Genomic DNA, 26,525 nt, shown 5'->3' on the forward strand with positions numbered 1-26,525 from the left:
CCCGAATTCGGGTATCTTGCGCTGGCATGACTTCAGCAACGGCATCGTGATCGCTACGGTGCCCAGCCGGCCGGGCGCCGCAGCGTGACCCGGCCATCGTCTTCCTCAGCGAGCGCGCGGATGTTCAAGGGTTTGATCGGTTGGTTCCACAAGCTGGGTTCCCCGGCGTACTTCGATACCTTTGCCGCCCGCTGGTCGCCGTGGTGCTACATCGCTTCGCTGCCGTTGTTCGCCTGGGGCCTGTGGCAGGCGCTGGCGGTGGTCCCGGCCGACTACCAGCAGGGCGACAGCTTCCGCATCCTCTACATCCACGTGCCGTCGGCCTGGATGAGCCTGTTCGTGTTCGGCCTGATGGCCTTCTACAGCGCCATCGCGCTGATCTGGCGCATCAAGCTGTGCGAGATCCTGGCCATGGCCTGCGCGCCCATCGGCGCCGCCTTCACCCTGATCACCCTGCTCACCGGCAGCATCTGGGGCAAGCCGATGTGGGGCACCTGGTGGGACTGGGACCCGCGCCTGACCACCGAGCTGATCCTGTTGTTCCTGTACCTGGGCGTGATGGGCCTGTATGGCGCCATCGATGACCGCCGCGCCGCCGCACGCGCCGCCGGCCTGCTGTCCATCGTCGGGGTGGTGCTGCTGCCGGTGATCCGTTACTCGGTGGTGTGGTGGAACTCGCTGCACCAGGGCCAGACCATCCGCGTGTTCGGCGAATCGAGCATGGACGGCAGCATGATCCTGCCGCTGTGGCTGATGGTGCTGGCCACCAAGTTCTGGTTCGCCGGTTCGCTGCTGTCGCGGGCACGCGCCGACAACCTGCGCCGCGAGGCCGGCAAGGCGTGGCTGCGCGAGCGCGTGGAGAAATCGGCATGACCTATTTCAAGTACGTGGCCATGGCCTACGCGGTGTTCTTCATCGTGCTGGCATGGGACTTCATCGTGCCGCGGCTGCAGATCCGCCGGCAGCTGCGTCAGGCGCGCAGCCGGGTCGCGCGCGCGCGCCAGGCCACGCAGGTAGCGGTGGACGAGGAGTTGAGCCGATGACGCCCACCCAACGCCGTCGCCTGCTGCTGGTGGTGCTGGTGCTGGCCGTTGCCGGCGTCGCCGTCGCGCTGGTCACCGCCGCCCTGCAGCGCAACATCGCCTACCTGTACACGCCTGCCGAAGTGCAGTCCGGCCAGGTTCCGGCCGATGCCCGCTTCCGGCTCGGCGGCATGGTCGCCAAGGGCTCGTTCAAGCGCGAACCCGGCGCGTTGCTGGCCCGCTTCGACGTCACCGACGGCGATGCGATCCTGCCGGTCACCTACGACCGCATCCTGCCGGACCTGTTCCGCGAAGGGCAGGCGGTGGTCGCCACCGGGCGCATGGCCAACGGCGTGTTCGTCGCCGAGGACGTGCTGGCCAAGCACGACGAGACCTACATGCCCAAGGAGCTGGCCGACAAGATGGGCCAGGCTCACACCAAGCACCAGGTCCCCGCCACCCCGCCTGCCACGGGAACGCCCTGAGTGCTTGCCGAGATTGGACAGGTCCTGCTGATCCTCGCCCTGCTGGCGGCATTGCTGCAGAGCGTGCTGCCACTGATCGGCGCGCAGCGCCAGGCGCCGGCCTTGATCGCCACCGCACGCCCGGCCGCGATGCTGCAGCTGACCATGCTGCTGGGTGCGTTCGTGGTGCTGACCATCGCGTTCGTGCGCCAGGACTTCTCGCTGCGCTACGTGGCCGAGAACTCCAACTCGCTGCTGCCGATGATCTACCGCTATTCGGCGGTGTGGGGCGCGCACGAAGGCTCGCTGCTGCTGTGGGCGCTGGTGCTGGCACTGTGGACGGCGGCCGTGGCCGAGTTCTCGCGCAAGCTGCCGGCCGACGTGGTGGCACGCGTGCTGGCGGTGATGGGCATCATCAGCGTGGGCTTCATCGCCTTCCTGCTGTTCACCTCCAACCCGTTCGCGCGGTTGCTGCCGGCCCCGGCCGAAGGCCACGACCTCAACCCGCTGCTGCAGGACCCGGGCCTGATCATCCACCCGCCGATGCTCTACCTGGGCTATGTCGGCTTCGTGGTGCCGTTCGCCTTCGCCATCGCCGCCCTGCTCGACGGCCGCATCGACGTGCGCTGGCTGCGCTGGACCCGGCCGTGGACCAACGTGGCCTGGGCCTTCCTGACCATCGGCATCGCGCTGGGCAGCTGGTGGGCGTACTACGAATTGGGCTGGGGCGGCTGGTGGTTCTGGGACCCGGTCGAGAACGCCAGCTTCATGCCGTGGCTGGTCGGCGCGGCGTTGATCCATTCCCAGGCCGCCACCGAGAAGCGCGGCGTGTTCATCGGCTGGACCCTGCTGCTGGCCATCGCCGCCTTCGCGTTGTCGCTGCTGGGCACGTTCCTGGTCCGCTCCGGCGTGCTGACCAGCGTGCATTCGTTTGCCGCCGACCCGGCACGCGGCCTGTTCATCCTGGTGTTCCTGGCGCTGGTGGTCGGCGGCTCGCTGCTGTTGTACGCGCTGCGCGCGCCCACCGTCGGCGGCAACAGCCGCGATTCCAACCGTGCCTTCGCGCTGAACTCGCGCGAGGGCCTGCTGCTGGCCAACAACCTGCTGCTCGCCTGCGCCTGCGCGATGGTGCTGCTGGGCACGCTGTACCCGCTGCTGGCCGACGCGCTGGACCTGGGCAAGGTTTCGGTCGGCCCGCCCTACTTCGGCACCCTGTTCCTGCTGCTGATGGCGCCGCTGGTGCTGCTGGTGCCGGTCGGGCCGCTGACCCGCTGGCAACGTGAGCAGGGTCTGCGCCCGCTGGCGCTGCTGGCACCGTGGGCCGGGCTGGCGCTGCTGCTGGGCGTGATCGGCTGGTACATGGCACCGCAGGGCAAGCTCAAGACCGCCGCCGGCCTCGCCGCCGCCGCCTGGGTGTGCCTGGGCACGCTGTATTACCTGTGGACGCGCCTGCGCAACAGCGGACGCCTCAATGCAGAGACGCTGGGCATGCTGGTCGCCCACCTGGGCATCGCCGTGTTCCTGGTCGGCGCGCTGCTGGTGGAAGCGCTGAACGTGCAGCACGAGGTCGCCCTGGCCCCCGGGCAATCGGTCCAGGCCGGCCGCTACCAGCTGGTGTTCGAGGGCGTGGATGCCACCGACGGCCCCAACTACCACTCCGACCGTGGTCACCTGAAGGTGCTGCGCGATGACCGCCAGGTCGCCCTGTTGCACCCGGAAAAACGCATGTATGCCAGCGGCGGTCAGGCCATGACCGAGGCCGGCATCCATCCGGCGCTGGGTGGCGATGTGTACGTCGCACTGGGAGAATCACTGGGTAATGGCGCCTGGGCCGTCCGGGTGCAGATCAAACCCTTTGTCCGCTGGATCTGGTTGGGCGCGGCGCTGATGGCGCTGGGCGGTTTCATCACCGCCGTCGACCGCAGGTTCCGCAGGCTCCCGGAGAAGTCCCGATGAACACCCCCGCCCCCGAATCCAACAAGCCGCACCGCCTGCCGCCCGTCGCCATCGCGCTGGGCGCGCTGTTCTTCCTCGGCCTGCTCGGCCTGATGCTGTACGGCGTGAGCCGCTCCGGTGCACCGGACCGCGACAGCCTGCCTTCGGCGCTGATCGGCAAGCCCGCGCCGGCGTTCTCGCTGCCGGTCCTGCACGACCCCAACGTGCACGTCACCGACGAACAGCTGCGCGGCGCACCGTACATCCTCAACGTCTGGGGTAGCTGGTGCCCGACCTGCCGCGACGAGCACCCGATCCTGACCCGCTTCGCCGAGACCAAGCGCGTGCGCATGATCGGCTACAACTGGAAGGACAACCGCGACGACGCCCTGCGCTGGCTCGAACAGCTGGGCAACCCGTACATGGTCGTGCTGGCCGATGAGGAAGGCCGCACCGCGCTGGACTGGGGCATCGCCGCCGCACCGGAAACCTTCCTGGTCGACGGCAGCGGCATCGTGCGCTGGAAATACAGCGGTGCAATCAGCCAGGACGTGCTGGACCAGCAACTGATACCGGCGCTGGAAAAGGTCGAGGCCGAAAGTGGCGGCCGCCATGTCGCGCCGGACTTCGGGGTCAGCCGATGAAGGCAGTGGCCGGCCTGCTGGTGTGGCTGTGCCTGGCCATCGCCGCCCAGGCGCAACCGGCCGGCGACCCGACGCCGCTGCAGTACCGCGACCGCGTCGAGGAAACCCGTTTCCACGCCCTCACCGCCGAACTGCGCTGCGTGCAGTGCCAGAACCAATCATTAGCCGACTCCAACGCGCAGATCGCCCATGACCTGCGCCGCGAGGTGCTCACCCTGATGCAACAGGGCCGCAGCGACGCGGAGATCAAGCAGTTCCTGGTCGATCGCTATGGCCCGTTCGTGCTGTACCGCCCGCAGCTGGAAGGCAGCACCCTGCTGCTGTGGTTCGGCCCGGGCCTGTTGCTGCTGGCCGGGGCGGTGGTGCTGGTGCTGTACGTGCGCCGTCGCGCGCGTGCCGTCCCTCTCGCGCCGGACGCCGGCCGTGACACCAGCCAGGATGATCGCCAATGGTGAGCACCACGTTCCTGATCGGCGCCGGGCTGCTGGCGGCCATCGCCACCGGCATCGTGCTGTGGCCGCTGTGGCGGGATGGCAAGCGACGGATCTGGGGCACGCTGGTCGCCGCCGCCATCGTCGCCACCCTGGGCCTGTACCAATGGCTCGGCACGCCGGCCGCCCTGCAGCTGCCCGATGGCCAGAGCGCCGACGCCCCGCGCACCCTGGAGGAAGGCATCACCCAGCTGCAGGCAGCCCTGGAGAAAAACCCCGCACGCGCCGACGGCTGGCTTCTGCTGGCGCGCTCGCAACTGGAGCTGGGCCGCACCACCGAGGCCGCGGCCGCCTACGAACGCGCGGTGCAGCTGGCACCGGACGAAGCCCCCTTGCTGGTCGAGGCCGCGCAGGCGCGGGCACGGGCCAACCCACAGTCCCTGTTCGACGACACCGCCGTGCAATGGCTGCAGCATGCGCGGCAAGTGGCACCGGACAACGAACGCGCGATCTGGCTGACCGGCATCGTGCAGCGCCAGCGCGGCCAGGACGAAGCCGCCGCGGCCACCTGGGAGAGCCTGCTCAGCCGCCTGGAGCCGGCCGCCGCCGCCGCGCTGCAGGAGCAGATCGACATCGCCCGCGGCAAGCCACCGCCCCCTGCGCAGGCACCGGCCACCCCGACCGCCAGCACCTCGCCGTCACCGGGCCTCAGCGTCACCGTCACCCTTGCCCCGGCACTGGCCGCACGCGCCGCGGCAGGCCAGGACACGGTATTCGTCATCGCGCGCGTGCCCGGTGGCCCACCAATGCCGGTCGCCGTGCAACGCCATCCGGTCCAGGCCAGCCCGTTGACCGTCACCCTCAGTGACGCGGATAGCCCCATGCCTACCCAGAAGCTGTCCGAACTCAGGCGGGTGGAGGTTTTCGCGCGCCTGTCGGCCAGCGGCACCGCCATGCGCCAGGAAGGCGACGTGGAATCGGCGCCGATCACGCTCGATCTGCCCACCGACAAGGTCATGCAGATCACGCTCGGCCAACCCTGAGCGCGACATATTCAAATAGCCGCCGGTTATCTGGATGGGCATCGCCCATTTCCCCTGCCCCGTTAAAATTGGCCGATGACTGAATTCATCCCCGAAGGCAGCCGCTTTCACGCCCTCGCCTCGCCTTTCCCTATGAAGCGCGGCGGCGTGTTGCATGGCGCCCGCGTCGCTTACGAAACCTGGGGCACGCTCGATGCCCAGGCCAGCAATGCCATCCTGATCGTCACCGGGCTGTCACCCGATGCCCATGCCGCCAGCCATGCCGGCAACCCGGCGCCGGGCTGGTGGGAACCCATGCTTGGCCCCGGCAAGCCGATCGATACCAACCGCTGGTTCGTGGTCTGCGTCAATTCGCTGGGCAGCTGCAAGGGCTCCACTGGCCCCGCATCGCCGGACCCGGCGACCGGCCAGCCGTACCGGCTGAGCTTCCCGGAGCTGTCCATCGAGGATGTGGCCAATGCCGCCGCCGACGTGGTCAAGGCCCTGGGCATCACACAGCTGGCCTGCCTGATCGGCAACTCCATGGGCGGCATGACCGCGCTGGCGCTGCTGTACCAGCACCCGGGGATCGCCCGCAGCCACATCAACATTTCCGGCAGCGCGCAGGCCCTTCCGTTCTCCATCGCCATTCGCTCGCTGCAGCGCGAGGCCATCCGCCTGGACCCGGCCTGGAACAACGGCGACTACGACGAGGAGCACTACCCCGAGTCGGGCATGCGCATGGCCCGCAAGCTGGGCGTGATCACCTACCGCTCGGCCTTGGAATGGGATGGCCGCTTTGGTCGCGTGCGACTGGATTCGGAGCTGGCCGACGAAGACCCGTTCGGCATGGAGTTCCAGGTCGAAAGCTACCTGGAAGGCCATGCGCGCCGCTTCGTGCGCCGCTTCGACCCCAACTGCTACCTCTACCTCGGCCGCTCGATGGATTGGTTCGACCTGGCCGAATACGCCGGCGGCGACGTGCTGGCCGGGCTGGCGAAGATCCACGTCGAGCGGGCGCTGGCCATCGGTGCCAACACCGACATCCTGTTCCCGGTCGAACAGCAGCAGCAGGTTGCCGACGGACTGCGTGCCGGCGGCGCCGACGCCCGCTTCATCGGCATGGACTCGCCCCAGGGCCACGATGCCTTCCTGGTCGACTACGACCGCTTCGGCCCTGCGGTAGGCGACTTCCTGCAGTCCCTGCCGACAACCGCCTGATCCCCGGGCCTACGCCACGCCCCGGGCGTGGCCGATGGCCTGATCGCAGTGCCCCGAACACGCTGGCGACTCTTCCCCGAACGAGAGTCGCCACCATGGTGTCGCGCCTGTTGCTGTGCCTCCTGCTGTTGACCTGCGGCCCGCTGCACGCCGCCTCATCGCCCTTGATGTCCGCCAGCACCTGGCAGGACGGTCCCGACGTCACCCGCTTCTGGGTCAGCGAGAAACTCGACGGTGTCCGCGCCCGCTGGGATGGTCGGCAACTCCGCACCCGCACCGGCAGCGTGATACCCGCGCCCGTCTGGTTCACCCGCGGTTGGCCGGTGCAGGTGATGGACGGCGAACTCTGGATCGCGCGCGAACGCTTCGATGCCACCAGCGCCATCGTCCGCAGCAATCCCGCCCGCGACGACGCATGGCGACAACTGCGTTTCATGGCCTTCGACCTTCCGATGCAGCCAGGCACGTTCAGCCAGCGCCTGGCTGCATTACAGGATGTTGTCGAACAAAGCGGCAACCCGCACCTGGCCCTGGTCGAGCAACGTCGCCTGGCCGACACGGACAGCCTGCACCGTCACCTGCGCAGCGTGGCGGCAGGCGGTGGCGAGGGATTGATGCTCCACCATGAGGACAATCCCTACCGCGATGGTCGCAGCAATGGGCTGTTCAAGCTCAAGTTGTTCGAGGATGCCGAAGCACGCGTGATCGGCTACGTTCCCGGCAAGGGCAAGTACACCGGCATGGTTGGCGCACTGTTGATGGAGATGCCGCAGGGGCTGCACTTCCGCCTGGGCAGCGGATTGAGTGACGCGCTGCGCCGCACGCCGCCACCGGTCGGCAGCCAGGTCACTTACCGCTACAACGGGCTGACACCCAACGGCCTGCCGCGCTTCCCCCGCTTCCTGCGGGTACGGCATGCCAACCAGTGACACCCCGGCCTGGAACAGGCGATGCCGGTTCCAGGCTGGACGCGCCCCCCGGCGCGCGCCTGCCCCACCGGTCACTATCGCCGGCCGCGTGATTGGGCTCCAATACACCCCTCCGAACCACCACGCCGACGATGCGCTACCAGGGACGACTACAGGACTGGAACGACGACAAGGGCTTCGGTTTCGTCACCCCCAACGGTGGCGGCGAACGCGCCTTCGTCCACATCAAGGCGTTCGACCAACGCGGGCAGCGCCCCTCCAACGGCGCGCTGATCAGCTACGCGGTACGCAAGGATGAACGCAACCGCCTCAATGCCACCGCCGTGCGCCTGGCCGACACGGCGGGCGCCCGCGGCCGCAATACGCCCGCATCCAGGGGACGATCCGCCACACCCGGCCGCCACGCACGCCATCTGCCACGTATCGCGCTGGGTCTTTCGGCCCTGCTGTCGCTTGCCGTGTGCGGGTGGCTGGAATGGATACCGGCATGGTCCGCGCTGGTCATCGTCAGCCTCAGCCTGATCGCCCTGCTGCTGTACGCGCTGGACAAGGCCGCCGCGCAGCAGGGCCGCCGGCGCACCCCTGAAAACACCCTGCACCTGGTGTCGCTGCTGGGTGGCTGGCCCGGTGCGCTGATGGCGCAGGGGTTGTTCCACCACAAGCACCGCAAGCGGTCCTTCCAGGTCGCGTTCTGGCTGACCGTGCTCATCCATTGCGCGGTGCTCTACCTGCTGGCGTCCGGCCGCTTCACGCGCGTCCACTGAGCTGGATCCCCTGCGCCATGCCATCGGAACGGGACCTCTTCACGGTGCCGTCGTATCATGGCCGCCGTTTGCCGCGTTCCACCGGACTCATGGACAGAGCCTTCCGCCCCCTTCTTCCCCGCCTGCGTGCCGGTCTGTTTGGCCTGGCCACGCTCACCGTGCTGTGCATTGCACCGGCGTCCGCGCAGACGGCGCGCAAGCCGTCGTCCTACGAACATGCCCCACAGGCTCCCAGTACCGCCTCACGGCAAGCACCGGACTTCCTGTCACGCATTGATGGCCGCGAGGACTTCATGCGCCTGGCCCGTGTCTACAACGTCGGCACGCCACTCGAGATTCCGCACCTGATCTTCGCGATCGATCGGCAGCAGGGCGATCGCATGTACTACATCAACACACCGCGTTTCCCGCTGCACGAGACCTTCGTACGCCGCGAGAAGCTCATGCCCCAGCTGGACAAGGCAACGCTGGCGGCGCAGTACCGCGATCCACAGCGGCGGTTCCTGTTCGGCACCCTCAGCTGGCAACGCGCCCTGCCCGGCTACGTACATGAATTCTGGGAAGGCGACCAGCTCACGCCGGAACTGCTGCGGCTGGCCGACGCCCGTGTCCGTGCCACGTTCCAGGACGCGATCCGGTTCAAGAGCAACTCCACCCAGCAGGAACAGGCCGCCCGTGCCGCGGGCGTCGCGTTCATCACCCAGGAAGCGCTGCTGCGTGAGCAGGTCTTCCTGCCGTTGAACACCGGTCGCGCGCAGGGCCGCCTGCGCATCGTGCGTTCGGTGGAGCAGGCCGGCGAGCTGTCGCCGCAGGACATCGTGGTACTGGATGAGGTCCCCATCGCGCTGCCACCGGTAGCCGGGCTGATCACCCAACGTCCTTCCACCCTGCTCTCGCACGTCAACCTGCTGGCCAAGGGGTGGCGGATTCCCAATGCGTATGTCCGCGACGCACAGGCCGAGCTGCGCCGCCATGACGGCCAATGGGTGGAGCTGGAGGTCAGCAACACCAACTACAGCGTGCGCCCGGCCACGCGTCCGGCACGTGCACCCGCCAGCACCGCGCAGCGTCCAACCGCCAGCCTGCCGCGACCGGACCTGTCGGTCAGTGCGCTCAAGCCATTGGCCGAACTGCGCCGGGGCGACAGCCGCCATTGCGGCGTGAAGGCCGCCAATCTCGGCACGCTCCGCGCCGCGCTGCCGCCCGATGCGCGTGTGCCGGACGGCTTCTGCATTCCGTTCTCGCGCTACCAGGCCTTCATGCAGCGCCTGCGCATTCCCGAACGACTGGCCGCGTTGGAGCAAAGCCCGGGCTTCGCCAGCGACGCCTCACGCCGTCGCCAGGCGTTGACCGAGCTGCGCGAGGCCATCGCCAATGCGCCTGCGGACCCTGCGCTGGTCCAGCTCGTGCGGAGCCAATGGCAAGGCCAGTTGCGGAGCGACGGCGTGTTCGTGCGCAGCTCGTCCAACTCCGAGGACCTGCCCGGCTTCAGCGGTGCCGGCCTGTACACGACCGTTCCCAACGTCGTGCGCGCCGATGCGTTGGTCAAAGCGGTGCAGACGGTGTGGGCATCGGTCTACAACTTCGAAGCCTACGAAGCCCGGCGCGTGGCAGGGCTGGGGCAGGACGCGGTGGTCATGGCGGTACTGGTGCAGCAGGCCGTGCCTTCGGACAGCTCGGGCGTGATGATCACCCGCGATCCGTTCGATACTGGCCGTCGCAACATCACCTACATCTCGGCCAAGCGCGGGCTGGGCATCCGCGTGGTGGAAGGCAAGCGCCAGGCCGAACAGGTGATGTATTCCAGCCGCTCGCGGGCGGTGCAGGTGCTCAGCCGTTCGGCCGAAGACACGCAGCTGGTCGCCGATCGCAACGGCGGCGTACGCGAGGTCGCCCTGCCCGCTTCGCGCCAGGTGCTGAACGACGCATTGGTCGCGCGGCTTGCCGCCGTTGGCCGCAGAACCCGGCAAGCCCTTGGCGGCGCCGAGCAGGACATCGAGTGGGCGGTGGTCGGCAACGACATCCTGATCCTGCAATCGCGCCCTTACGTGGACGGTAGCCGGTAACCCAGCAGGCGTCGCCCTTCCAAGGACCTGCCGCACCGCCAGCTTCGCGGCTGAAGCCGCTCCTACCCGCAATCCGGACAACTGCAGCAACCGCCCCCTCCCTTTGGCGCAGCCAAGGGGAGGGTTGGGGAGGGGCTGCCGTTCCGACGACCTGCCAAAGCGCCAGCTTCGCGGTTGAAGCCGCTCCTACCCGTAATCCGGACGACTGCAGCAACCGCCCCCTCCCCTTGGCGCAGCCAAGGGGAGGGTTGGGGAGGGGTCGCCCTTCCAACGATCTGCCGCAGCGCCAGCTTCGCGGCTGAAGCCGCTCCTACCCGCAATCCGGACGACTGCAGCAACCGCCCCCTCCCTTTGGCGCAGCCAAGGGGAGGGTTGGGGAGGGGTCGCCCTTCCAACGATCTGCCGCAGCGCCAGCTTCGCGGCTGAAGCCGCTCCTACCCGCAATCCGGACGACTGCAGCAACCGCCCCCTCCCTTTGGCGCAGCCAAGGGGAGGGTTGGGGAGGGGTCGCCCTTCCAACGATCTGCCACAGCGCCAGTTTCGCCGCTGAAGCCGTTTCTACGGCGCGGCGGGGTCCAACTCCAGCAACTGCCCCTGCTGCAGGCGGTACTCCCGGTGTACGACGCCTGGCGGCAGGCGGTCGTGCGTGATCATCAGCAGGCTGCGCGAACCCAATGCCGCGGCCAGATCCGTCAACAGCGCGTGCGCGGTGTCCACGTCCAGGCCTTCGGTGGGTTCGTCGAGCACCATCAGTGGCGCATCGCGCAACAACGCGCGGGCCAGCGCCAGGCGTCGCGCCTGCCCGGCCGACATCGTCGCGCCGTTCTCGCCGACCCATGCCAGCAACCCGCCCTGCTGGCGCGCCCATTCGCCCAGGCGGACCTGTTCCAGCACCTGCCACAGCGCGTCGTCGCTGGCTTCCGGGCGGCCAAGGCGCAGGTTCTCGGCAATGCTGCCGGCGAACACCGGCGCGCCCTGCGGCAACCACGCGATCTGGCGATGCCAATCGTCCTGCGCGAACCGGCGCAGGTCCACGCCGCCGTAGCGCACACTGCCCTGCCCCGGGTCCCACAGCCGCAGCAGCAAGGCCGACAACGTGGTCTTGCCGCTACCGCTGTCGCCACGAATCGCCACGCGGTCTCCCACTGCAAGGTGCAGGTCCACGCCATCCAGCAGGCGCCGACGCTCGCCAGGCCAAGCGAACACCACCTGCTCGAACACGACCGATGCATCACCGGCCGGCACCGACGCCGGCGTCGCGGCCTCGGGCACCGACGGTGGCTGCTCGATGATCTGCTGCAGGCGTCCTCCGGCCACGCGTGCGGACTGCCACGCCTGCCAGGCGATGCCGCTGCCTGCAGCCACCTCCAGCAACGCCACCGTCATGAACACCAGCGCCGCCGCATAGGGCGCTTCTATCCGCCCGGCCTCGAAGGCGGACAGCGCCAGCCACAACATCGCCAGCAGGCCCAGCCCCGACAAGACGGCATGTAGGACGTTGCCGCCGATCAGGCGGCGACGGCGCCGCCGGTCACGACCGGCCACTTCGCGTGCGGCCGCATCGACACGTGCGATCCAGGCATCGCGCGCGTGCAGCGCGGTGAGGTCGGCAACACCTTCCAACCCTTCATAGGCGAGCGTGCGCAGGGTCGCACGGCTCTGCGCACGCTGCGCCTCGCCGGCATCCCCGCGTCGCACCGCCAGCAGCGGCACGCCCACGCCCACCAGCACCGCCAACGCCAGCAACAACAATGCCGCCGGCCAGTAGATCAACGCGGCGGCGATGATCGCGGCCACGCACATGCCGGCCAGCGCCAGCAACGGCCCCAGCGCGCGCACCACCCAACCGTCCATCTCGCCGATATCGGACATCAGCCGCGCCAGCAGTTCGCCGGTACGGCTGCTGCCCAAGCGTGCCGGCGCCAGCGGCAAGGCGCGCCGGAAGAACCACACGCGCAGGTCCCGGGCAATGCGCAGGGTGGCCTCGTGCCCGACCAGCTTCTCGAAGTAGCGCGACACGATCCGCGCCATCGTCAGCCCGCGGATCCCCGCCGATGGCGAGAAGAAGTTGAAGGTCGCGCCCATGCCCAGCGCACCGGCCAGCGCCGCCCCGGTCAGGAAGCCGCCGGACAGCCCCAACAGGCTCACCCCGGCCAGCATCGTGGTGAACAGCAGCACGATCGACAGCAACAACCACCCGCGCTGCCGGCCGAACACGCTTCGCATGTCATCGCCGCTCATGCACGCACCTCCGGCTGCTGCAGGTCGATGATCGCGTCGGCCCAGCGCATCGCCGCCTCGCTGTGGGTCGCCATCAACACCGTGCGCCCCCGCGTATGTGCGGCCAGGGCCTGCAGCAGGTCGGCCTCGGTCTGCGGATCAAGGAACGCGGTGGGCTCGTCGAGCAGGAGCAGGTCCGGCTCTCGCAGCAGCAGCCGGGCCAGGCCGATGCGACGCGCCTCGCCGCCGGACAAGCCAAAGCCGCGCTCGCCGATCACCGTGTCCAGGCCTTGCGGCAGGTCCCGGGCAAACCGCATCACCTGCGCCACCTCCGCCACGGCCTGCAGCCGCGCGTCACTGACCGACGGGTCGGCCAGCCGCAGGTTGTCGGCGATCGAACCGTGGAACAGGTACGGGCGCTGCCCGGCATAACCGACCCTGACCCCCTCGCGCAGCACGATCCGGCCCTGGCGGGGCGGCAACCATCCCGCCAGCGCTTCCAGCACGGTGCTTTTGCCGCTGCCGCTGGGCCCGACCAGCGCCACGCGCTGGCCATCGGTGAGGGAGAGAGAGAAACCACGCAGCACATCCTGCGCACTGCCCTGCGGGCGCAGTGTCGCGCCCTGCACCCGCAACAAGGGCGCATGCCGCTGGGCCGGTTCCTGCCCGGTGGACGCGGTGTCGGCCGGCCCCGGGGCAAGGCGGGTGTCCTCGGCCAGCAGCCGCTCCACTTCCGCCGCCGCCGCCAGCGCGTTGGCCCGGTCGTGGTAATGCGCGGCCAGCCGCCGCAACGGGGCGTAGAACTCCGGCGCCAGCAGCAGGCAGAACATGCCGGTACCCAGGGTCGGCACGCTGGCATGCAGCGACATCATCCCCAGGTAGCTCAGGCCCAGGTACAGGGCCACCATCGCCACGCTGACCGAGGCGAAGAACTCCAGCACGGTGGAGGACAGGAAGGCGATCCGCAGTACCTTCATGGTCCGCACGCGCACCCCGTCGGCGGCCTGCGCGATGCCCTGCAACTCGGCATCCCCGCGCCCGTACAGGCGCAGCAGGCCCAGCCCCTTGATGCGATCGGCGAAATGCCCGCTCATGCGCGCCAGCTCGCCGAGCTGGGCCCGGCCGGCGGCCTCGGCACCCCAGCCCACCAGCATCATGAAGAACGGCACCAGCGGTGCGGTGAACAGGAAGATCACCGCCACCACCCAGTCCACCCAGGCCACTGCGACGGCGATCAGCAGCGGCACCACCACCACTTCCACCCGTACCGGCTGGAAACCGGCGTAGTAGCCCTCGATGGCGTCACCGTGGGCCAGCAGCAGCTCGCCCAGCTCGCCGCTGCGCTGGCGTCGCTGCCACAGCGGGCCGCGTGCCATCAGCCGCCGGTAGACCTGCTCGCGCAGCGCCAGCCGCGCACTGTCGGCCACGTCTCCGGCGGCGGACTGGGTCAGGCCGCCCAGCAGGCTGCGCGCCACCAGCACCGCGGCCAGCAGGCCGAAAACGTGAACTGCCTGCACGATGGGCAAGCGCTCCACTACTATGCTCTGGATCAACCAGGCAATGGCCCCGGCCTGCACGATCAGCAACGCACCCGAAGCACACACGGACAGGGCCGCCAGCCGCTGCCGTGGGCGGGCCCCGGCGGCGAGGGAGGCCAGCCATTGCTGATGCTGGCGACGCTGCTGGCGCAACGCTTCGCCCGGATGTGGAACTTCGCTCAAGATTGGCAACTCTGGTGAAGGAAATCTGCCTGATTGTAAGCAAGCAGCACCCCGTCCGCCGGCAACCGCACCTTCGCGGTTGCGTACGACCGTCACATTGATCCAGATCAAGGCACGGCAATGCATGAACCCGGAGCATTCTGTCCATAGAACCCCCTCCAGCCCCATGACGCCCACCCACGAGGTAGATAGGCCATGATTGATCCAACAGTCGTAGAACTGTCGCGGTTGCAGTTCGCGCTGACCGCGATGTACCACTTCCTTTTCGTCCCGCTCACCCTGGGCCTGTCCTTCATGATCGCGATCATGGAGAGCGTCTATGTCATGACCGGCAAGGACGTCTGGCGCCGCATGACCCTGTTCTGGGGCGTGCTGTTCGGTATCAACTTCGCCATGGGCGTGGGTACCGGCATCGTCATGGAATTCCAGTTCGGCATGAACTGGTCCTACTACAGCCATTACGTCGGCGACATCTTCGGCGCGCCGCTGGCCATCGAAGGCCTGATGGCGTTCTTCCTGGAAGCCACCTTCATCGGCCTGTTCTTCTTCGGCTGGGGCCGGCTGTCCAAGGTGCAGCACCTGACCGTGACCTGGCTGATGGCGCTGGGTACCAACCTGTCGGCACTGTGGATCCTGATCGCCAACGGCTGGATGCAGCACCCGGTAGGTGCCGTGTTCAACCCGGAAACGATGCGCATGGAAGTCGTGGACTTCATGGCCGTGCTGTTCAACCCGGTGGCACAGGCCAAGTTCGTGCACACCGTGTCGGCCGGCTACGTGACCGGCGCGGTGTTCGTGATGTCGATCAGCGCCTTCTTCCTGCTGCGCAACAAGCACCATGACGTCGCCCGCCGCTCGTTCGCGGTGGCGGCGGCCTTCGGCCTGCTGTCCTCGCTGTCGGTGGTGGTGCTGGGTGACGAAAGCGGCTACGCCGCCAACGAGCACCAGAAGATGAAGCTGGCCGCGATCGAAGCCATGTGGGAGACCGAGCGTGCCCCGGCCGACTTCACCGCCTTCGGCATCCCGAACCAGCAGACCCACCAGAACGACTACGCGGTCAAGATCCCGTACCTGATGGGCCTGATCGCCACCCGTTCGCTGGACAAGCCGATCCCGGGCATCCTGGAACTGGTCGAGCGCGCCGAGCACCGCATCCGCGGCGGCCAGCTGGCCTACGGTGCACTGGAGCGCATCCGCGCCAACAAGAACGACGTCGAAGCCCGTGAGATGTTCGACCGCCATTGGCAGGACCTGGGCCACGGCCTGCTGCTCAAGCGTTACCGCGAGGACATCCTCAACGCCACGCCGCAGGAGATCTCGCAGGCCGCGATGGACACGGTGCCGACGGTGGCCCCGCTGTTCTGGACCTTCCGCATCATGGCCGGCCTGGGTTTCTACCTGATCGCCTTCTTCGCGGTGGCCTTCTACTACTCCTGCCGCCACAACTTCCAGGACAAGCGCACCTTCCTGAAGATCGCGCTGTGGACGCTGCCGGCCCCGTGGATCGCCATCGAATGCGGTTGGTTCATCGCCGAGTACGGCCGCCAGCCGTGGGCCGTGGATGGCGTGCTGCCGACCTTCTACGCCGCATCGGGCCTGGCCCTGCACCAGATCGTCATGACCCTGGCCGGCTTCACCGCGCTGTACACGGTGCTGATGATCATCGAGATCAAGCTGATGCTGAAGGCCATCCGCAAGGGCCCGGACGACATCCTGCCCTCGCTGCAGCCCTCGGCTGCTTCCAACAACGCCGCCTCGCCGGCCACGCGCCAGGCATAAGGCAGGAGAACACTCATGGATTTCATTCTTCTGGACTACACGACGCTACGCGTGATCTGGTGGCTGCTGCTGGGCGTGCTGCTGATCGGCTTCGCGGTGATGGATGGTTTTGACCTGGGCGTCGGCGCGCTGCTGCCGTTCGTGGCCAGGACCGACGAGGAACGCCGCCTGGTGATCAACACCATCGGCCCGGTATGGGAAGGCAACCAGGTGTGGCTGGTGCTTGGTGGCGGCGCGATCTTCGCCGCCTGGCCGCCGCTGTACGCGGTGAGCTTCTCCGGCTTCTACCTGGCGATGTTCGTCATCCTGTTCGCCCTGATCCTGCGCCCGGTCGGCTTCAAGTACCGCGGCAAGATGCCCAGCCAGCGCTGGCGCAACAACTGGGACTGGGCACTGTTCATCGGTGGCTTCGTCCCGGCGCTGATCATGGGCGTGGCCGTGGGCAACGTGCTGCTGGGCGTCCCCTACCACTTCGATGACAGCCAGCGCGTCTGGTACACGGGCACGTTCTTCGGCCTGCTGACCCCGTTCGCCCTGCTGGCCGGCCTGCTCAGCGTCGCCATGCTGGTCTCGCACGGTGCCGCCATGCTGGTGCTCAAGACCGACGGCCCGGTGGCCGATCGTTCGGCCCGCTTCGGCAGCATCGCCGCCATCGTCAGCTTCGTGCTGTTCGCCGCCGGCGGTGCCTGGGTCGCACTGGGCCTGCCGGGCTATGCGGTCACCTCGCAGGTGATCAGCGATGGGGCCAGCAACCCGCTGTTGAAGACCGCCGAACTGACCGCCGCCGGTGGCTGGATGCACAACTACAGCGCCATGCCGGCCACGATCCTGGCGCCGGTGGTGGGCCTGATCGGCGCACTGGCCAGTGCGGTGCTGCTGCGCAAGCGCCGTGGCGGCCTGGCCTTCATCGCCTCGGGCCTGTCGATCGCCGGCATCATCTTCACCGTCGGCTTCGCCATCTTCCCGTTCCTGCTGCCCTCCTCCAGCCAGCCGGGCTCCAGCCTGACGCTGTGGGACGCATCGTCCAGCCATCTGACGCTGTGGATCATGCTGCTGGCCACGGTGGTCTTCCTGCCGATCATCATCGGCTACACCACCTGGGTGTACCGCGTGCTGAAGGGCAAGACCACGCTGACGGAAATGGGTGAAAACCCGAACGCCTACTGATCCACATCCACGCTTTAGGAAGGAGACATCACATGTGGTATTTCGCCTGGATTCTGGGTGCTGGCCTTGCTTCGACCGTTGCGATCCTCAACGGCATGTGGTTCGAAGCACGCGAAGCGCGCAAGAGTGAAACAAAACGTTAAAAAAGTGCGCTGAGGTATTGTCAGGAGCCCGGACTGAGCGTATCTTTCCGGGCTCCTTCACGGGGTGTAGCTCAGTCTGGTAGAGCGCTACGTTCGGGACGTAGAGGTCGCAGGTTCGAATCCTGTCTCCCCGACCAGAAGGTCGCATCGAAGCCTGGAAAACGGCGACGTTTTCCGGGCTTTTTTGTGGATGTACAAGCCGCCTTCGGGCGCACTGGAAGCAACCCTCCCGCGCGGTTGGCTTCCGGGGAAAACCACTTGCAAGACTGCGGGAACGCCGTTATCATAGGCGGCTCCTTCGGGGTGTAGCTCAGTCTGGTAGAGCGCTACGTTCGGGACGTAGAGGTCGCAGGTTCGAATCCTGTCTCCCCGACCAATTCAACAAAAGCCGGCCTCTGGCCGGCTTTTGTTTTAGGCGGGTTCCACACGGTGCCGGACCCGCCATGCCGGAGTTCGACATGTCTTCGCCCACCACCTCCCCCACCCCGGCCCCGCTGCTGCATGGCCGTCTGCTGGCGTTCGTCGCCATCGTGCTGGTTTCGGCCAACCTGCGCAGCGCGGTGACCTCGCTGACGCCCTTGCTGGACCGGCTGGGCCACGTCTTCGACTTCGGCAGCACCATGACCGGCGTGCTCGGCATGATGCCGACGGCCGCCTTCGCCGCCTTCGGCCTGGCGACGCCCCGCATCACCCGCGCCATCGGCCTGGAACGCACCGCCGTGCTGACCATGGTGCTGGCCACGCTGGGCCTGCTGCTGCGCGCCGCCTCCGGCAATGTCGGCATGCTGATGCTGGGCTCGGCAATCGCGCTGGCCGGCATGGGCATGGGCAACGTGGTGGTCCCGCCGCTGGTCAAGCGCTACTTCGCCGACCGCGTTGGTACGTTGAGCACGATCTACATCACCGTGCTGCAGGCCGGCACCATGATCCCCGCGCTGCTGGCGGTGCCGATGGCCGATGCCTTCGATTGGCGCATCTCGCTGGGCATGTGGTCGCTGCTGTCGCTGGCCGCCCTGCTGCCATGGATCCTGCTCGCCCGGCAGGCGCCCCGCGAAGCCGCCTCGGCAGCCACCGGCCACGCGCCGGGGCGTGTCTGGAAGACATCGCTGGGCTGGGGCATGGCACTGATGTTCGGCATGACCTCGCTGGGTACCTATTCCCTGTTCACCTGGCTGCCGAAGGTGATGGTGGAAGCCGGCGCCAGCGAAGCCTTCGGTGGTGTGATGGTGGCGGTGTACTCGGCGATCGGCCTGGCCCCTTCGCTGCTGGTGCCCGCGCTGGCGGTGCGCCTGCGCAACCCGTTCCCGATCGCGGTGATGGTGTTCGTGCTGAACATGATTGCCTTCGCCGGCCTGCTCTGGGCCCCGATGAAGGCCCCGTGGCTGTGGGCAATCATCGCCGGCCTGGGCCCTTCCACGTTCCCGCTGGGCCTGACCCTGATCAACCTGCGCACCCGCACCCAGGCCGGCTCGGCCGCCCTGTCCGGCTTCATGCAGGGGGTGGGCTACAGCCTGGCCAGCCTTGGCCCGCTGCTGTTCGGCTGGCTGCACGGCGTCAGCGGTGGCTGGACCTGGTCGTTCGCCTTCCTCGCGCTGTGCTCGGTGGTGCTGACCACCGCCGCCTGGTTCGCCTGCAAGCCGCAGCAGCTGGAAGACCGCTGGTAAGGCGGCGCCTCCCCTCGGCGGGTATCAATCCAACGGGTGCCGCACCTGGCCCTCGCCCTGCACCACGAAACGCTCCACCGTGAGCGCTTCCAGGCCCATCGGGCCATAGGAATGCAGGCGCGTGGTGGAAATGCCGATTTCCGCGCCCAGCCCCAGCTCACCGCCGTCGGAGAAGCGTGAGGAGGCGTTGACCATCACCACCGCCGAGCGCAATGCCTGCACGAATGCCTGGCCGTGTGCGGGCGTACCGGTGGCGATCACCTCGGTATGGTCGGAGGTGTACTGCTGGATATGCGCGATGGCAGCCTGCAGGTCCGGCACGATGCGGATGGCCAGGATCAGGTCCAGGTACTCGGCGGCGTAGTCGTCTTCCGTGGCGGCCAGCATGTCCGGCAGCACCGCGCGGGTGGCCACATCCCCCCGCAGCTCCACCCCGCGCTCGCGCAACGCCTGCGCCGCCGCCGGCAGGAAGCGCGCGGCGATGGCTTCATGCACCAGCAGTGTTTCCAGCGAATTGCAGGCCGCCGGACGCGAGACCTTGCCATCGACCAGCAGGCCGATCGCCAGATCGATATCGGCACTGTCATCGACGAACAGATGGCACACGCCCTTGTAGTGCTTGATCACCGGCACCCGCGCATGCTCGGCGACGAAGCGGATCAGGCCCTCGCCACCGCGCGGGATGGCCAGGTCGATGACGTCGTTGAGCTGCAGCAGTTCCAGCATGGTTTCGCGGCGCAGGTCCTCGACCAGGGTCAGCGCCGCTTCCGCCAAGCCGGCCTCGCGCAGGGCGCGCCGGAGGCTGGCGGCGATGGCGGTGTTGGAATGGATCGCCTCCGAACCGCCACGCAGGATCACGCCGTTGCCGGCCTTGATGCACAGCGCCGCCGCATCGGCGGTCACGTTTGGGCGCGCCTCGTAGATCATCGCGATCACCCCCAGCGGCACGCGCACCTTCTGCACGCGGATGCCATTGGGGCGTACATAGTCGCGGGTGACCTCGCCCACCGGGTCCGGCAGCGCCGCCACCTCGCGCAGCGCATTGGCCACGCCAGCCAGCCGCGCCGGATTCAACGCCAACCGGTCGAGCATCGCAGTGCCCACGCCCTTGTCGCGCGCGGCCTGCAGGTCCTTGTCGTTGGCCGCCAGGATGGCCGGCGCATCGGCCTCCAGTGCCGCCGCCATCGCCTGCAGCAGGTCGCCCCGGGCCTGCGTGGAGAGACGGCCCAGTTGCAGGGCGGCATCACGGCATTGCAGGGCGAGGGTGCGGATATCACTCATGACGGTTCCCGTGGTTGCGGGGCGAACTCACAGCACCACCATGTCATCACGGTGGACCACGTTGTCGCCGTAGTTGTAGCCAAGGATGGATTCGATCTCGCGCGTGTGGTGCTGGCTGATGCGGCGGATGTCCACCGCCGAATACTGGCTGACGCCGCGCGCGACCTTCTGCTGGCCCTGTACGTCGAACAGGCGTACCTCCACCATGTCACCGCGCCGGAACTCACCTTCGGCGCCGAGCACGCCGCCGGGCAGCAGCGATGCACCTTTCTCGCGCAGCGCACGCGCGGCACCGGCGTCGATCAGGATCGCACCCGGCTCCAGTGGCGCATGCCGCAGCCAGTACTTGCGTGCGGCGATCCGCGACTGCCCGGCGTGCAGGCGGGTACCGCGCAGCCGCCCCTGGGCCAGCCCACGCACCACGTCGCCATCCCGGCCGTTGAACAGGAAGGTATCGATCCCCGCCGCACCGGCCTTGGCCGCGGCCTGCAACTTGGTCTGCATGCCACCGGTCCCCACCGCGCTGCCGCTGCCACCGGCCATCGCCAGCACCTCCGGCGTCAGTTCCAGGACCTCGTTGATCGGCCGCGCATCGGGATTGCCGCGCGGGTCGGCGGTATACAGGCCATCGATGTCGGTGGCGATGAACAAGGCATCGGCGTCCACCAGCGCGGCCACGATCGCGGCCAGATTGTCGTTGTCGCCCAGCTTCAGTTCATCCACCGAAACGGTGTCGTTCTCGTTGACCACCGGCAGCGCACCCAGCGCCAGCAACTCGGTGAGTGCGGCACGCGCGTTGAGATAGCGTCGGCGGTTGCGCAGGTCGTCGTGGGTCAGCAGCACCTGTGCCACCGGCCGTTCGAAGAAGCGCTGCCACAGCGCGATCAGCTGCGCCTGGCCCAACGCGGCCAGCGCCTGCCGTGCCGCCATCGCCGCACCGGCCTCGGCCGCCTTCGGCACGATGGCGCGCCCGGCCGCCACCGCGCCGGAGGACACGATCACCACCTCGCGCCCGGCCAGCACATTGGCCGAGACGAACTGCGCCAAGCCCAGCGCGAAGCGCGGCGTCAGCCCGCCGCCGTCGGCGGCGAGCAGGCTGCTGCCGACCTTGAGCACGGCCCGGCGCCACTGCGGCAGCGCTTGTTCGGTGAACGGCGAAAGTGAAGTCTGGATCATGGGATCAACGTGTATTCCACTCGTGGATGATCAGCTCGGAACTACCGTGGAGGGCCAACGGATCGGCGGCGACGATGGCCTTGGCGGCTTCCAGAGTTTCGATGTTCTTCAAGACATAGGCGCCGCCGGTGCCATCGCTGAAGCCGCCGGTCAGATGCAACTGGTCTTTCGCGTCGAGTGCGTTGAGGAAAGCGATGTGTGGGGCAATCACTGCATCGTCAAATGACGGCTTGCGCATTGCCAGTACGAGGTAGAGCTTCATTGCGTTCTCCTTCAGCTGCGCATGACACCACGACGAAAGCGAAGATGACACGATTGCTTTCGCTTGGAACTTGCTTTGGCTTTGGCTTTGGCTTTGGCTGTGGCTGTGGCTGTGGCTTTGGCTTTGGCTTTGGCTGTCCCTTCTCCCGCTTGCGGGAGAAGGTGCCCGGAGGGCGGATGAGGGGGGCTTTGGACGTTGCCCAGCCAGGAGCTTCCCCTCACCCCAACCCCTCTTCCGCAGGCGGGAGAGGGACTTAAGCCGCAGCCGCAGCCAGGACCAAACCAACACGGGCGCCCCAGGCGCCCGTGTCCACCTCAGCCCTGCAGCGCCGCCAGGCGTGCGTTGAGCTCGTCCAGACGCAGGTCCGCCGCCGCGCCGGGCGACACGCGCGCGGCCAGGCTGCCTTCGGGGGTACGCCCCTGCCCCGCCGTTTCCGACGCCGCCGCCGCGGCCTTGTAGGCATCGCGGAACGGCACGCCGGCCACGGCCGCTTCCACGGCAACATCGGTCGCATACATGCCCGAATCAATCGCACCGCGGATGTTGTCGTCCCGCCAGTCCAGGTTGGACAACAACGCCGGCAGCAGTTCCAGCGCCGCCAGGCCACGACCGAAGCCGTGCACGATCGCGCCCTTGGAGTTCTGCAGGTCGCGCTGATAGCCGGACGGCAGCGACAGCAACTGCTCGATCTCGGTGCGCGCGGCGGCGACGCTGGCGTGGGTGGCGCGCATCAGCTCGATCACGTCCGGGTTGCGCTTGTTCGGCATGATCGAGCTGCCGGTGGTGTACTGCGCCGGCAGCGCCACGAAGGCGAACTCGCCGGTGGTGAACAGCGACAGGTCCCAGGCGATGCGGCGCAGGTCCAGCGTGGCCCCACCCAAGGCTTCCAATGCAGCCAGCTCGAATTTGCCGCGCGAGAGCTGGGCGTAGATCGGACTGATCTGCATGCGCGCGAACTGCAGCGCCTGCGTGGTGTGGGCACGATCCAGCGGCAGGTTGACGCCGTAGCCGGCCGCGGTACCCAGCGGATTGGTGTCGATCAATGCGCGGGTATCACGGGCGCGCACCGCGTTGTCGATGAACGCCTCGGCCCAGCCGGCCCACCACATGCCCGCCGAGGACACCACGGCGCGCTGGATGTGGGTGTACCCCGGCAGCGGCTGCTGCTGTTCGGCGGCAGCGCGGTCCAGCGCCACCCGCGCGACCTCGATGCTGATCTGCGCCACGCGCGCCAGTTTCTCCTTCAACCACAGGCGGGTGGCGACCAGGATCTGGTCGTTGCGGCTGCGGCCGGTGTGGATCTTGCGGCCGGCATCACCCAGGCGTTCGGTCAGGCGGGCCTCGATCGCCGAGTGGCAATCCTCGTACTGCTCGTCGAGCACGAACGCGCCGCTGCGGAAGTCCTCGGCCAGCGTCGTCAGTTCGCGCGTCAGCGCGGCCAGCTCGTCGGCGCTGAGGATGCCGATGTGCTGCAGGCCCTCGGCATGCGCCGCGCTGGCCTGGATATCGTGCAGGAAGAACTCGCGATCGAGGATGACGTCGTCGCCGGCCAGGAAGGTCTGGATCTTCGCGTCGACCGCGACGCCGGGTTTCTGCCAGAGCAGGTTGGTCATGGTGGTTTCTCGGAATCGAAAAGGTTTGCTATGGCTGTCTGCAGGAGCGGCCTTGGCCGCGCCTGCGAAGCTCGTCACTGCGGGATGGCGGTCAGCTCGTCCAGGCCCAGCGCGCGGTTGAGGTTCTGCAGCGCCTGGGTCGCGGCGCCCTTGAGCAGGTTGTCGATGGTCGCCACCACCACCACGCGCTTGTTGCCCGGCGCCATCGTGAAGCCGCCGATCTGCACGCCATGGGTGCCGGCGATGCGGCTCACCCATGGCGCCTCGTCCACGACCTCCACCAACGGCTCGCCGGCGTAGCGATGCGTATACAGCGCGACGATCTCCTCGCGCTTGAGCGGCTGTTGCAGCCACAGGTTCACGGTCATGGTGATGCCGCGGAAATGCGGCGCCACGTGCGGCATGAACTCCACCGGCACGCCGAGCTGGGTCGACACCTCGCGCTCGTGCACGTGGTTGGTCAACGCATACGGCATCAGGTTGTCGCGCAGCAGCTCGGGGTTGTTCTTGTCCGAGGGCGTGGTGCCGGCGCCGGACCAACCCGACACACCGAAGCACGTCGGCGGCCCGGCCAGCTGCGACAGCAACGGCGCGATCACCAGCTGCATCGCGGTGGCGTAGCAGCCCGGGTTGCTGATCCGCTTCTGCCCGTCGTAACGGTTGCGGGTCAGCTCCGGCAGGCCGTAGTACCAGTGGTTGTCGAAGCGATAATCCGCCGACAGGTCGACGATCACCGTGTCCGGCCTGGCTGCATCCAACGCCGCCACGAACGGTTCGGCCTTGCCATTCGGCAGCGCCAGCACCACCGCGTCCACGCCCTTGGCGGCGACTGCGTCGGCGTCCAGGCTCTCGTAGCGCAGTTCACCGGTGTAGGCATCGTTGTGGTCGGCCACGCGCTGCCCGGCCAGCTCGCGCGAGGACACGAACGCCAGTTCGATGTCCGGGTGCCCGGCCACCAGCTTGATCAGCTCGGTACCGGTGTAGCCGCGCGCGCCGACGATGCCCAGCGAGAATTTCTTGTCAGTCATGAATGCGAATCCAGCAGGAACTGCAGGTGGGCTTTCACCGCCGGCCATTCCGTATCGATGATGGAGAACACCACGGTATCGCGACGCGACCCGTCCGAATGGCGCTTGTGGCTGCGCAGCACGCCGTCCTGCTTCGCGCCCAGGCGGACGATGGCACGGCGCGAGTTCTGGTTGAACCAGCTGGTCTCGAAGCCCACGCTGATGCAGCCCATCACCTGGAAGGCATGCTGCAGCAACAGCAGCTTGGCCTCGGTGTTGAGGCCGGTGCGCTGCACGCGCGGGTTGTACCAGGTGTAGCCGATGTTCAGGCGCGGCACGTCCGCTTCCAGCGCGTAGAAGCGGGTGCTGCCCACCACTTCACCGGCGGCGTCCTTGACCACGAAGGCCAGCACCTTGCCCTGCGCCTGCACGTCCAGGGCGGCATCGACGTAGCCCTGCACCGCTTCGGGTGCCGGCACGTTGGTGTACCAGCAGCGCGACAGTTCACCGTCGCCCAGGGCCAGCGCCAATGCCGGCACGTGCGCCCGCTGCAACGGCTGCAGCCATGCATGCCGGCCCTTCAGTTCCGGCGGCGTATTCCAGAGGGTGTCCGAACCGATCTGCATCGCATCAATCCTGCAGGCTCGCCTTGCGCTCACCGCAATGCTTCACGTAGCCCTTGATGGCCTCGAAGTCATCGGCGCCGAACCAGAACACCTTCCAATGCCCCTGCTTGTAGCAGCCGTCGGATTCGGCGTAGTAGAAATGGTTGACCGGATTGCCGTTGCGCGAGCGCCAGAACAGCTGCGGGGTTTCCTCCAGCATCACGTTCCAGACCGCGCGGCCCAGGCCTTCGCCCTGTGCGTCGTCCAGCACCGCGAACTTGTCCAGGTACACGCCCTCGGCCTCATCGGTGAGGATCACCGCGGTGCGATAGTTCTCGCTGACATAGGCGCGCAACAGCCGGGTCTTCTCGAAGTAGTCCGGCACCAGCGTGCGACCGAAGCTGGATTCGATCAGCTGCTTCAACCGCATGGTATCCAGCTCACCCCAGGAGGTGGCCTTGAGCACCTTCTCGCCGCGACGCACCAGCGTGCCCGAGCCCTTGTGCGTGAACAGCTCCTTGGCCAGGTCGGCCGGGCGCGTGATCGACACCGACGACTCCTCCGGCAGCTTGTCCAGCAGGTCCTTGATCTGCTCGATCTTGACCCGCATGCCGCCATGGATCCACGGCTGTGCCATCAGCTGGTCGTACTCGGTGGACAGGTTGATCGAGGAGATCAGCGTGCCCTCCTCGTCCAGCAGCCCCCCGGTGCCGGTGAGGAAGATGATCTTGTACGGCTGTAGTTCCTGCACCAGCTCATTGGCGGCGAAGTCGGCGTTGACGTTGAGAATCTGCCCGCTCGGGGTTTCGCCGAGGCTGGTGATCACCGGGATCGAACCGGCGCGCAGGCTGGCTTCGATCGGCGCCAGGTTGACCTTCTTCACCTCGCCGACCAGGCCGTAGGTGTCCGGGTCCAGGTACTGCGCCTCGAATACGCCACCTGTGATCGAGGTGGCACGCGCCCCGTTCTGCTGCAGCGCCTCGACCAGCTTGAGGTTGGACTGCTGGAACACCTTGCGCACGATCGCCAGCGCTTCGGGCGTGGTCACGCGCAGGCCGTTGATGGTCTGCTTCTCGATGCCGGCCGCCGACAGTTCGGCGTCCAGCTGCGGGCCGGCGCCGTGCAGCACGATCGGGGTCAGGCCCACTTCCTGCAGGAACGACAGCGAGGAGGTCAGCGCCTCCAGGTCGTCGCGCAGCACCGCGCCGCCGACCTTGACCACGGCGAAGCGCTTGGCGTCCAGCTGCGAGAAACGCTTCAGGTACTGGCTGATCTCCTTCGCGCTGGCCATGCTCGAAAGCAGGCGGACGATGGTCTGGCGGGTCTGGCGATGGGGTTGCATGGCAGGGGACATTGCTTGCGTCTACAAGGCGACCACGACGGTCGCGG

24 protein-coding genes and 2 tRNA genes are annotated in these 26,525 nt (G+C 67.9%); 17 read left to right on the forward strand and 9 right to left on the reverse strand.

Going from position 1 to position 26,525, the window contains the following annotated elements; genetic code table 11:
- Nucleotides 1-120: 120 nt before the first annotated feature.
- The 11 genes from ccmC to IB227_RS01670 all read left to right on the forward strand — a co-directional run bounded on the left by ccmC (nt 121) and on the right by IB227_RS01670 (nt 10,498).
- Entirely contained in the window at nt 121-873 is a 753-nt protein-coding gene (ccmC, locus tag IB227_RS01620; RefSeq protein WP_192286050.1) for a heme ABC transporter permease CcmC, read from the forward strand.
- A complete protein-coding gene (gene ccmD, locus IB227_RS01625) occupies nt 870-1,043 on the forward strand; it encodes a heme exporter protein CcmD (protein WP_192286051.1) in 174 nt (57 codons plus the stop codon). Before ccmC ends, ccmD begins: the two co-directional genes overlap by 4 nt.
- Entirely contained in the window at nt 1,040-1,507 is a 468-nt protein-coding gene (ccmE, locus tag IB227_RS01630; protein WP_192286052.1) for a cytochrome c maturation protein CcmE, read from the forward strand. Before ccmD ends, ccmE begins: the two co-directional genes overlap by 4 nt.
- Nucleotides 1,508-3,442 carry a heme lyase CcmF/NrfE family subunit gene (locus IB227_RS01635; RefSeq protein WP_192286053.1) on the forward strand — a complete coding sequence of 645 codons (1,935 nt, stop codon included), beginning with the start codon at nt 1,508-1,510 and terminating at the stop codon, nt 3,440-3,442.
- Nucleotides 3,439-4,065 carry a DsbE family thiol:disulfide interchange protein gene (locus tag IB227_RS01640; RefSeq protein ID WP_132863021.1) on the forward strand — a complete coding sequence of 209 codons (627 nt, stop codon included), beginning with the start codon at nt 3,439-3,441 and terminating at the stop codon, nt 4,063-4,065. The genes IB227_RS01635 and IB227_RS01640 overlap by 4 nt, the downstream gene beginning before the upstream one ends.
- Nucleotides 4,062-4,520: a cytochrome c-type biogenesis protein gene (locus IB227_RS01645; protein ID WP_132863020.1), complete on the forward strand. Its 459-nt coding sequence runs from the start codon at nt 4,062-4,064 to the stop codon at nt 4,518-4,520. The genes IB227_RS01640 and IB227_RS01645 overlap by 4 nt, the downstream gene beginning before the upstream one ends.
- Nucleotides 4,514-5,539 carry a tetratricopeptide repeat protein gene (locus tag IB227_RS01650; RefSeq protein WP_192286054.1) on the forward strand — a complete coding sequence of 342 codons (1,026 nt, stop codon included), beginning with the start codon at nt 4,514-4,516 and terminating at the stop codon, nt 5,537-5,539. Before IB227_RS01645 ends, IB227_RS01650 begins: the two co-directional genes overlap by 7 nt.
- A gap of 75 nt (nt 5,540-5,614) precedes the next feature.
- Nucleotides 5,615-6,739: a homoserine O-acetyltransferase gene (locus tag IB227_RS01655; RefSeq protein ID WP_192286055.1), complete on the forward strand. Its 1,125-nt coding sequence runs from the start codon at nt 5,615-5,617 to the stop codon at nt 6,737-6,739.
- A 95-nt stretch (nt 6,740-6,834) separates the two neighbouring features.
- Complete coding sequence (locus IB227_RS01660) at nt 6,835-7,668, forward strand: DNA ligase (protein ID WP_192286056.1); 834 nt, start codon at nt 6,835-6,837, stop codon at nt 7,666-7,668.
- Between the two features lie 131 nt (nt 7,669-7,799).
- The gene (locus IB227_RS01665; protein WP_192286057.1) at nt 7,800-8,432 is read left to right on the forward strand and encodes a DUF1294 domain-containing protein; all 633 of its coding nucleotides are present in this window, start codon (nt 7,800-7,802) and stop codon (nt 8,430-8,432) included.
- A gap of 89 nt (nt 8,433-8,521) precedes the next feature.
- Nucleotides 8,522-10,498 carry a PEP/pyruvate-binding domain-containing protein gene (locus IB227_RS01670; RefSeq protein ID WP_192286058.1) on the forward strand — a complete coding sequence of 659 codons (1,977 nt, stop codon included), beginning with the start codon at nt 8,522-8,524 and terminating at the stop codon, nt 10,496-10,498.
- 558 nt (nt 10,499-11,056) lie between these two features.
- On the opposite strand, the gene cydC is transcribed toward IB227_RS01670, so the two are convergent.
- Together cydC and cydD are read right to left on the reverse strand one after the other, a co-directional pair.
- On the reverse strand, nt 11,057-12,739 hold the full coding sequence (cydC, locus tag IB227_RS01675; protein WP_192286059.1) for a thiol reductant ABC exporter subunit CydC: 1,683 nt from the start codon (nt 12,737-12,739) through the stop codon (nt 11,057-11,059).
- Entirely contained in the window at nt 12,736-14,439 is a 1,704-nt protein-coding gene (gene cydD / locus IB227_RS01680) for a thiol reductant ABC exporter subunit CydD (protein WP_225591561.1), read from the reverse strand. Before cydD ends, cydC begins: the two co-directional genes overlap by 4 nt.
- Before the next feature lie 195 nt (nt 14,440-14,634).
- Here cydD and IB227_RS01685 point away from each other — a divergent pair, with 195 nt between their 5' ends.
- From IB227_RS01685 to IB227_RS01710, 6 genes are all read left to right on the forward strand, one after another.
- Entirely contained in the window at nt 14,635-16,218 is a 1,584-nt protein-coding gene (locus IB227_RS01685; RefSeq protein WP_132863013.1) for a cytochrome ubiquinol oxidase subunit I, read from the forward strand.
- Nucleotides 16,219-16,233: 15 nt separating this feature from the next.
- The gene (cydB, locus tag IB227_RS01690) at nt 16,234-17,385 is read left to right on the forward strand and encodes a cytochrome d ubiquinol oxidase subunit II (RefSeq protein WP_192286061.1); all 1,152 of its coding nucleotides are present in this window, start codon (nt 16,234-16,236) and stop codon (nt 17,383-17,385) included.
- A 32-nt stretch (nt 17,386-17,417) separates the two neighbouring features.
- Entirely contained in the window at nt 17,418-17,528 is a 111-nt protein-coding gene (gene cydX, locus IB227_RS01695) for a cytochrome bd-I oxidase subunit CydX (RefSeq protein ID WP_132863011.1), read from the forward strand.
- Nucleotides 17,529-17,588: 60 nt separating this feature from the next.
- Nucleotides 17,589-17,665 (forward strand) — tRNA-Pro (locus tag IB227_RS01700).
- A 162-nt stretch (nt 17,666-17,827) separates the two neighbouring features.
- Nucleotides 17,828-17,904, forward strand: a tRNA-Pro gene (locus IB227_RS01705).
- A gap of 82 nt (nt 17,905-17,986) precedes the next feature.
- Nucleotides 17,987-19,192, forward strand: coding sequence for an MFS transporter (locus tag IB227_RS01710; RefSeq protein WP_192286062.1), 1,206 nt, complete (start codon nt 17,987-17,989; stop codon nt 19,190-19,192).
- 24 nt (nt 19,193-19,216) lie between these two features.
- On the opposite strand, the gene IB227_RS01715 is transcribed toward IB227_RS01710, so the two are convergent.
- The 7 genes from IB227_RS01715 to IB227_RS01745 all read right to left on the reverse strand — a co-directional run bounded on the left by IB227_RS01715 (nt 19,217) and on the right by IB227_RS01745 (nt 26,490).
- Nucleotides 19,217-20,473 carry a glutamate-5-semialdehyde dehydrogenase gene (locus IB227_RS01715; protein WP_192286063.1) on the reverse strand — a complete coding sequence of 419 codons (1,257 nt, stop codon included), beginning with the start codon at nt 20,471-20,473 and terminating at the stop codon, nt 19,217-19,219.
- A gap of 27 nt (nt 20,474-20,500) precedes the next feature.
- Nucleotides 20,501-21,649 carry a glutamate 5-kinase gene (gene proB, locus IB227_RS01720; RefSeq protein ID WP_192286064.1) on the reverse strand — a complete coding sequence of 383 codons (1,149 nt, stop codon included), beginning with the start codon at nt 21,647-21,649 and terminating at the stop codon, nt 20,501-20,503.
- Between the two features lie 4 nt (nt 21,650-21,653).
- The gene (locus IB227_RS01725) at nt 21,654-21,911 is read right to left on the reverse strand and encodes a YciI family protein (protein WP_192286065.1); all 258 of its coding nucleotides are present in this window, start codon (nt 21,909-21,911) and stop codon (nt 21,654-21,656) included.
- Nucleotides 21,912-22,225: 314 nt separating this feature from the next.
- Nucleotides 22,226-23,524, reverse strand: coding sequence for an argininosuccinate lyase (locus IB227_RS01730; protein WP_192286066.1), 1,299 nt, complete (start codon nt 23,522-23,524; stop codon nt 22,226-22,228).
- Between the two features lie 74 nt (nt 23,525-23,598).
- On the reverse strand, nt 23,599-24,552 hold the full coding sequence (gene argC, locus IB227_RS01735; RefSeq protein ID WP_192286067.1) for an N-acetyl-gamma-glutamyl-phosphate reductase: 954 nt from the start codon (nt 24,550-24,552) through the stop codon (nt 23,599-23,601).
- Nucleotides 24,549-25,157 carry a GNAT family N-acetyltransferase gene (locus tag IB227_RS01740; protein WP_192286068.1) on the reverse strand — a complete coding sequence of 203 codons (609 nt, stop codon included), beginning with the start codon at nt 25,155-25,157 and terminating at the stop codon, nt 24,549-24,551. The genes argC and IB227_RS01740 overlap by 4 nt, the downstream gene beginning before the upstream one ends.
- 4 nt (nt 25,158-25,161) lie before the next feature.
- On the reverse strand, nt 25,162-26,490 hold the full coding sequence (locus IB227_RS01745; RefSeq protein WP_192286069.1) for an acetylglutamate kinase: 1,329 nt from the start codon (nt 26,488-26,490) through the stop codon (nt 25,162-25,164).
- Between the last annotated feature and the right edge of the window lie 35 nt (nt 26,491-26,525).

This window comes from Stenotrophomonas sp. STM01 (assembly GCF_014852135.1).
In the GTDB taxonomy this organism is placed as follows: Bacteria; Pseudomonadota; Gammaproteobacteria; order Xanthomonadales; family Xanthomonadaceae; genus Stenotrophomonas; species Stenotrophomonas capsici.

Coding starts and splice junctions, on each gene's coding strand:
- ccmC (WP_192286050.1), top strand. CDS start 121: ATGTTCAAGGGTTTGATCGGTTGGTTCCACAAGCTGGGTTCCCCGGCG.
- ccmD (WP_192286051.1), top strand. CDS start 870: ATGACCTATTTCAAGTACGTGGCCATGGCCTACGCGGTGTTCTTCATC.
- ccmE (WP_192286052.1), top strand. CDS start 1,040: ATGACGCCCACCCAACGCCGTCGCCTGCTGCTGGTGGTGCTGGTGCTG.
- IB227_RS01640 (WP_132863021.1), top strand. CDS start 3,439: ATGAACACCCCCGCCCCCGAATCCAACAAGCCGCACCGCCTGCCGCCC.
- IB227_RS01645 (WP_132863020.1), top strand. CDS start 4,062: ATGAAGGCAGTGGCCGGCCTGCTGGTGTGGCTGTGCCTGGCCATCGCC.
- IB227_RS01650 (WP_192286054.1), top strand. CDS start 4,514: ATGGTGAGCACCACGTTCCTGATCGGCGCCGGGCTGCTGGCGGCCATC.
- IB227_RS01655 (WP_192286055.1), top strand. CDS start 5,615: ATGACTGAATTCATCCCCGAAGGCAGCCGCTTTCACGCCCTCGCCTCG.
- IB227_RS01660 (WP_192286056.1), top strand. CDS start 6,835: ATGGTGTCGCGCCTGTTGCTGTGCCTCCTGCTGTTGACCTGCGGCCCG.
- IB227_RS01665 (WP_192286057.1), top strand. CDS start 7,800: ATGCGCTACCAGGGACGACTACAGGACTGGAACGACGACAAGGGCTTC.
- IB227_RS01670 (WP_192286058.1), top strand. CDS start 8,522: ATGGACAGAGCCTTCCGCCCCCTTCTTCCCCGCCTGCGTGCCGGTCTG.
- cydC (WP_192286059.1), bottom strand. CDS start 12,739: ATGAGCGGCGATGACATGCGAAGCGTGTTCGGCCGGCAGCGCGGGTGG.
- IB227_RS01685 (WP_132863013.1), top strand. CDS start 14,635: ATGATTGATCCAACAGTCGTAGAACTGTCGCGGTTGCAGTTCGCGCTG.
- cydB (WP_192286061.1), top strand. CDS start 16,234: ATGGATTTCATTCTTCTGGACTACACGACGCTACGCGTGATCTGGTGG.
- cydX (WP_132863011.1), top strand. CDS start 17,418: ATGTGGTATTTCGCCTGGATTCTGGGTGCTGGCCTTGCTTCGACCGTT.
- IB227_RS01710 (WP_192286062.1), top strand. CDS start 17,987: ATGTCTTCGCCCACCACCTCCCCCACCCCGGCCCCGCTGCTGCATGGC.
- IB227_RS01715 (WP_192286063.1), bottom strand. CDS start 20,473: ATGAGTGATATCCGCACCCTCGCCCTGCAATGCCGTGATGCCGCCCTG.
- proB (WP_192286064.1), bottom strand. CDS start 21,649: ATGATCCAGACTTCACTTTCGCCGTTCACCGAACAAGCGCTGCCGCAG.
- IB227_RS01725 (WP_192286065.1), bottom strand. CDS start 21,911: ATGAAGCTCTACCTCGTACTGGCAATGCGCAAGCCGTCATTTGACGAT.
- IB227_RS01730 (WP_192286066.1), bottom strand. CDS start 23,524: ATGACCAACCTGCTCTGGCAGAAACCCGGCGTCGCGGTCGACGCGAAG.
- argC (WP_192286067.1), bottom strand. CDS start 24,552: ATGACTGACAAGAAATTCTCGCTGGGCATCGTCGGCGCGCGCGGCTAC.
- IB227_RS01740 (WP_192286068.1), bottom strand. CDS start 25,157: ATGCAGATCGGTTCGGACACCCTCTGGAATACGCCGCCGGAACTGAAG.
- IB227_RS01745 (WP_192286069.1), bottom strand. CDS start 26,490: ATGTCCCCTGCCATGCAACCCCATCGCCAGACCCGCCAGACCATCGTC.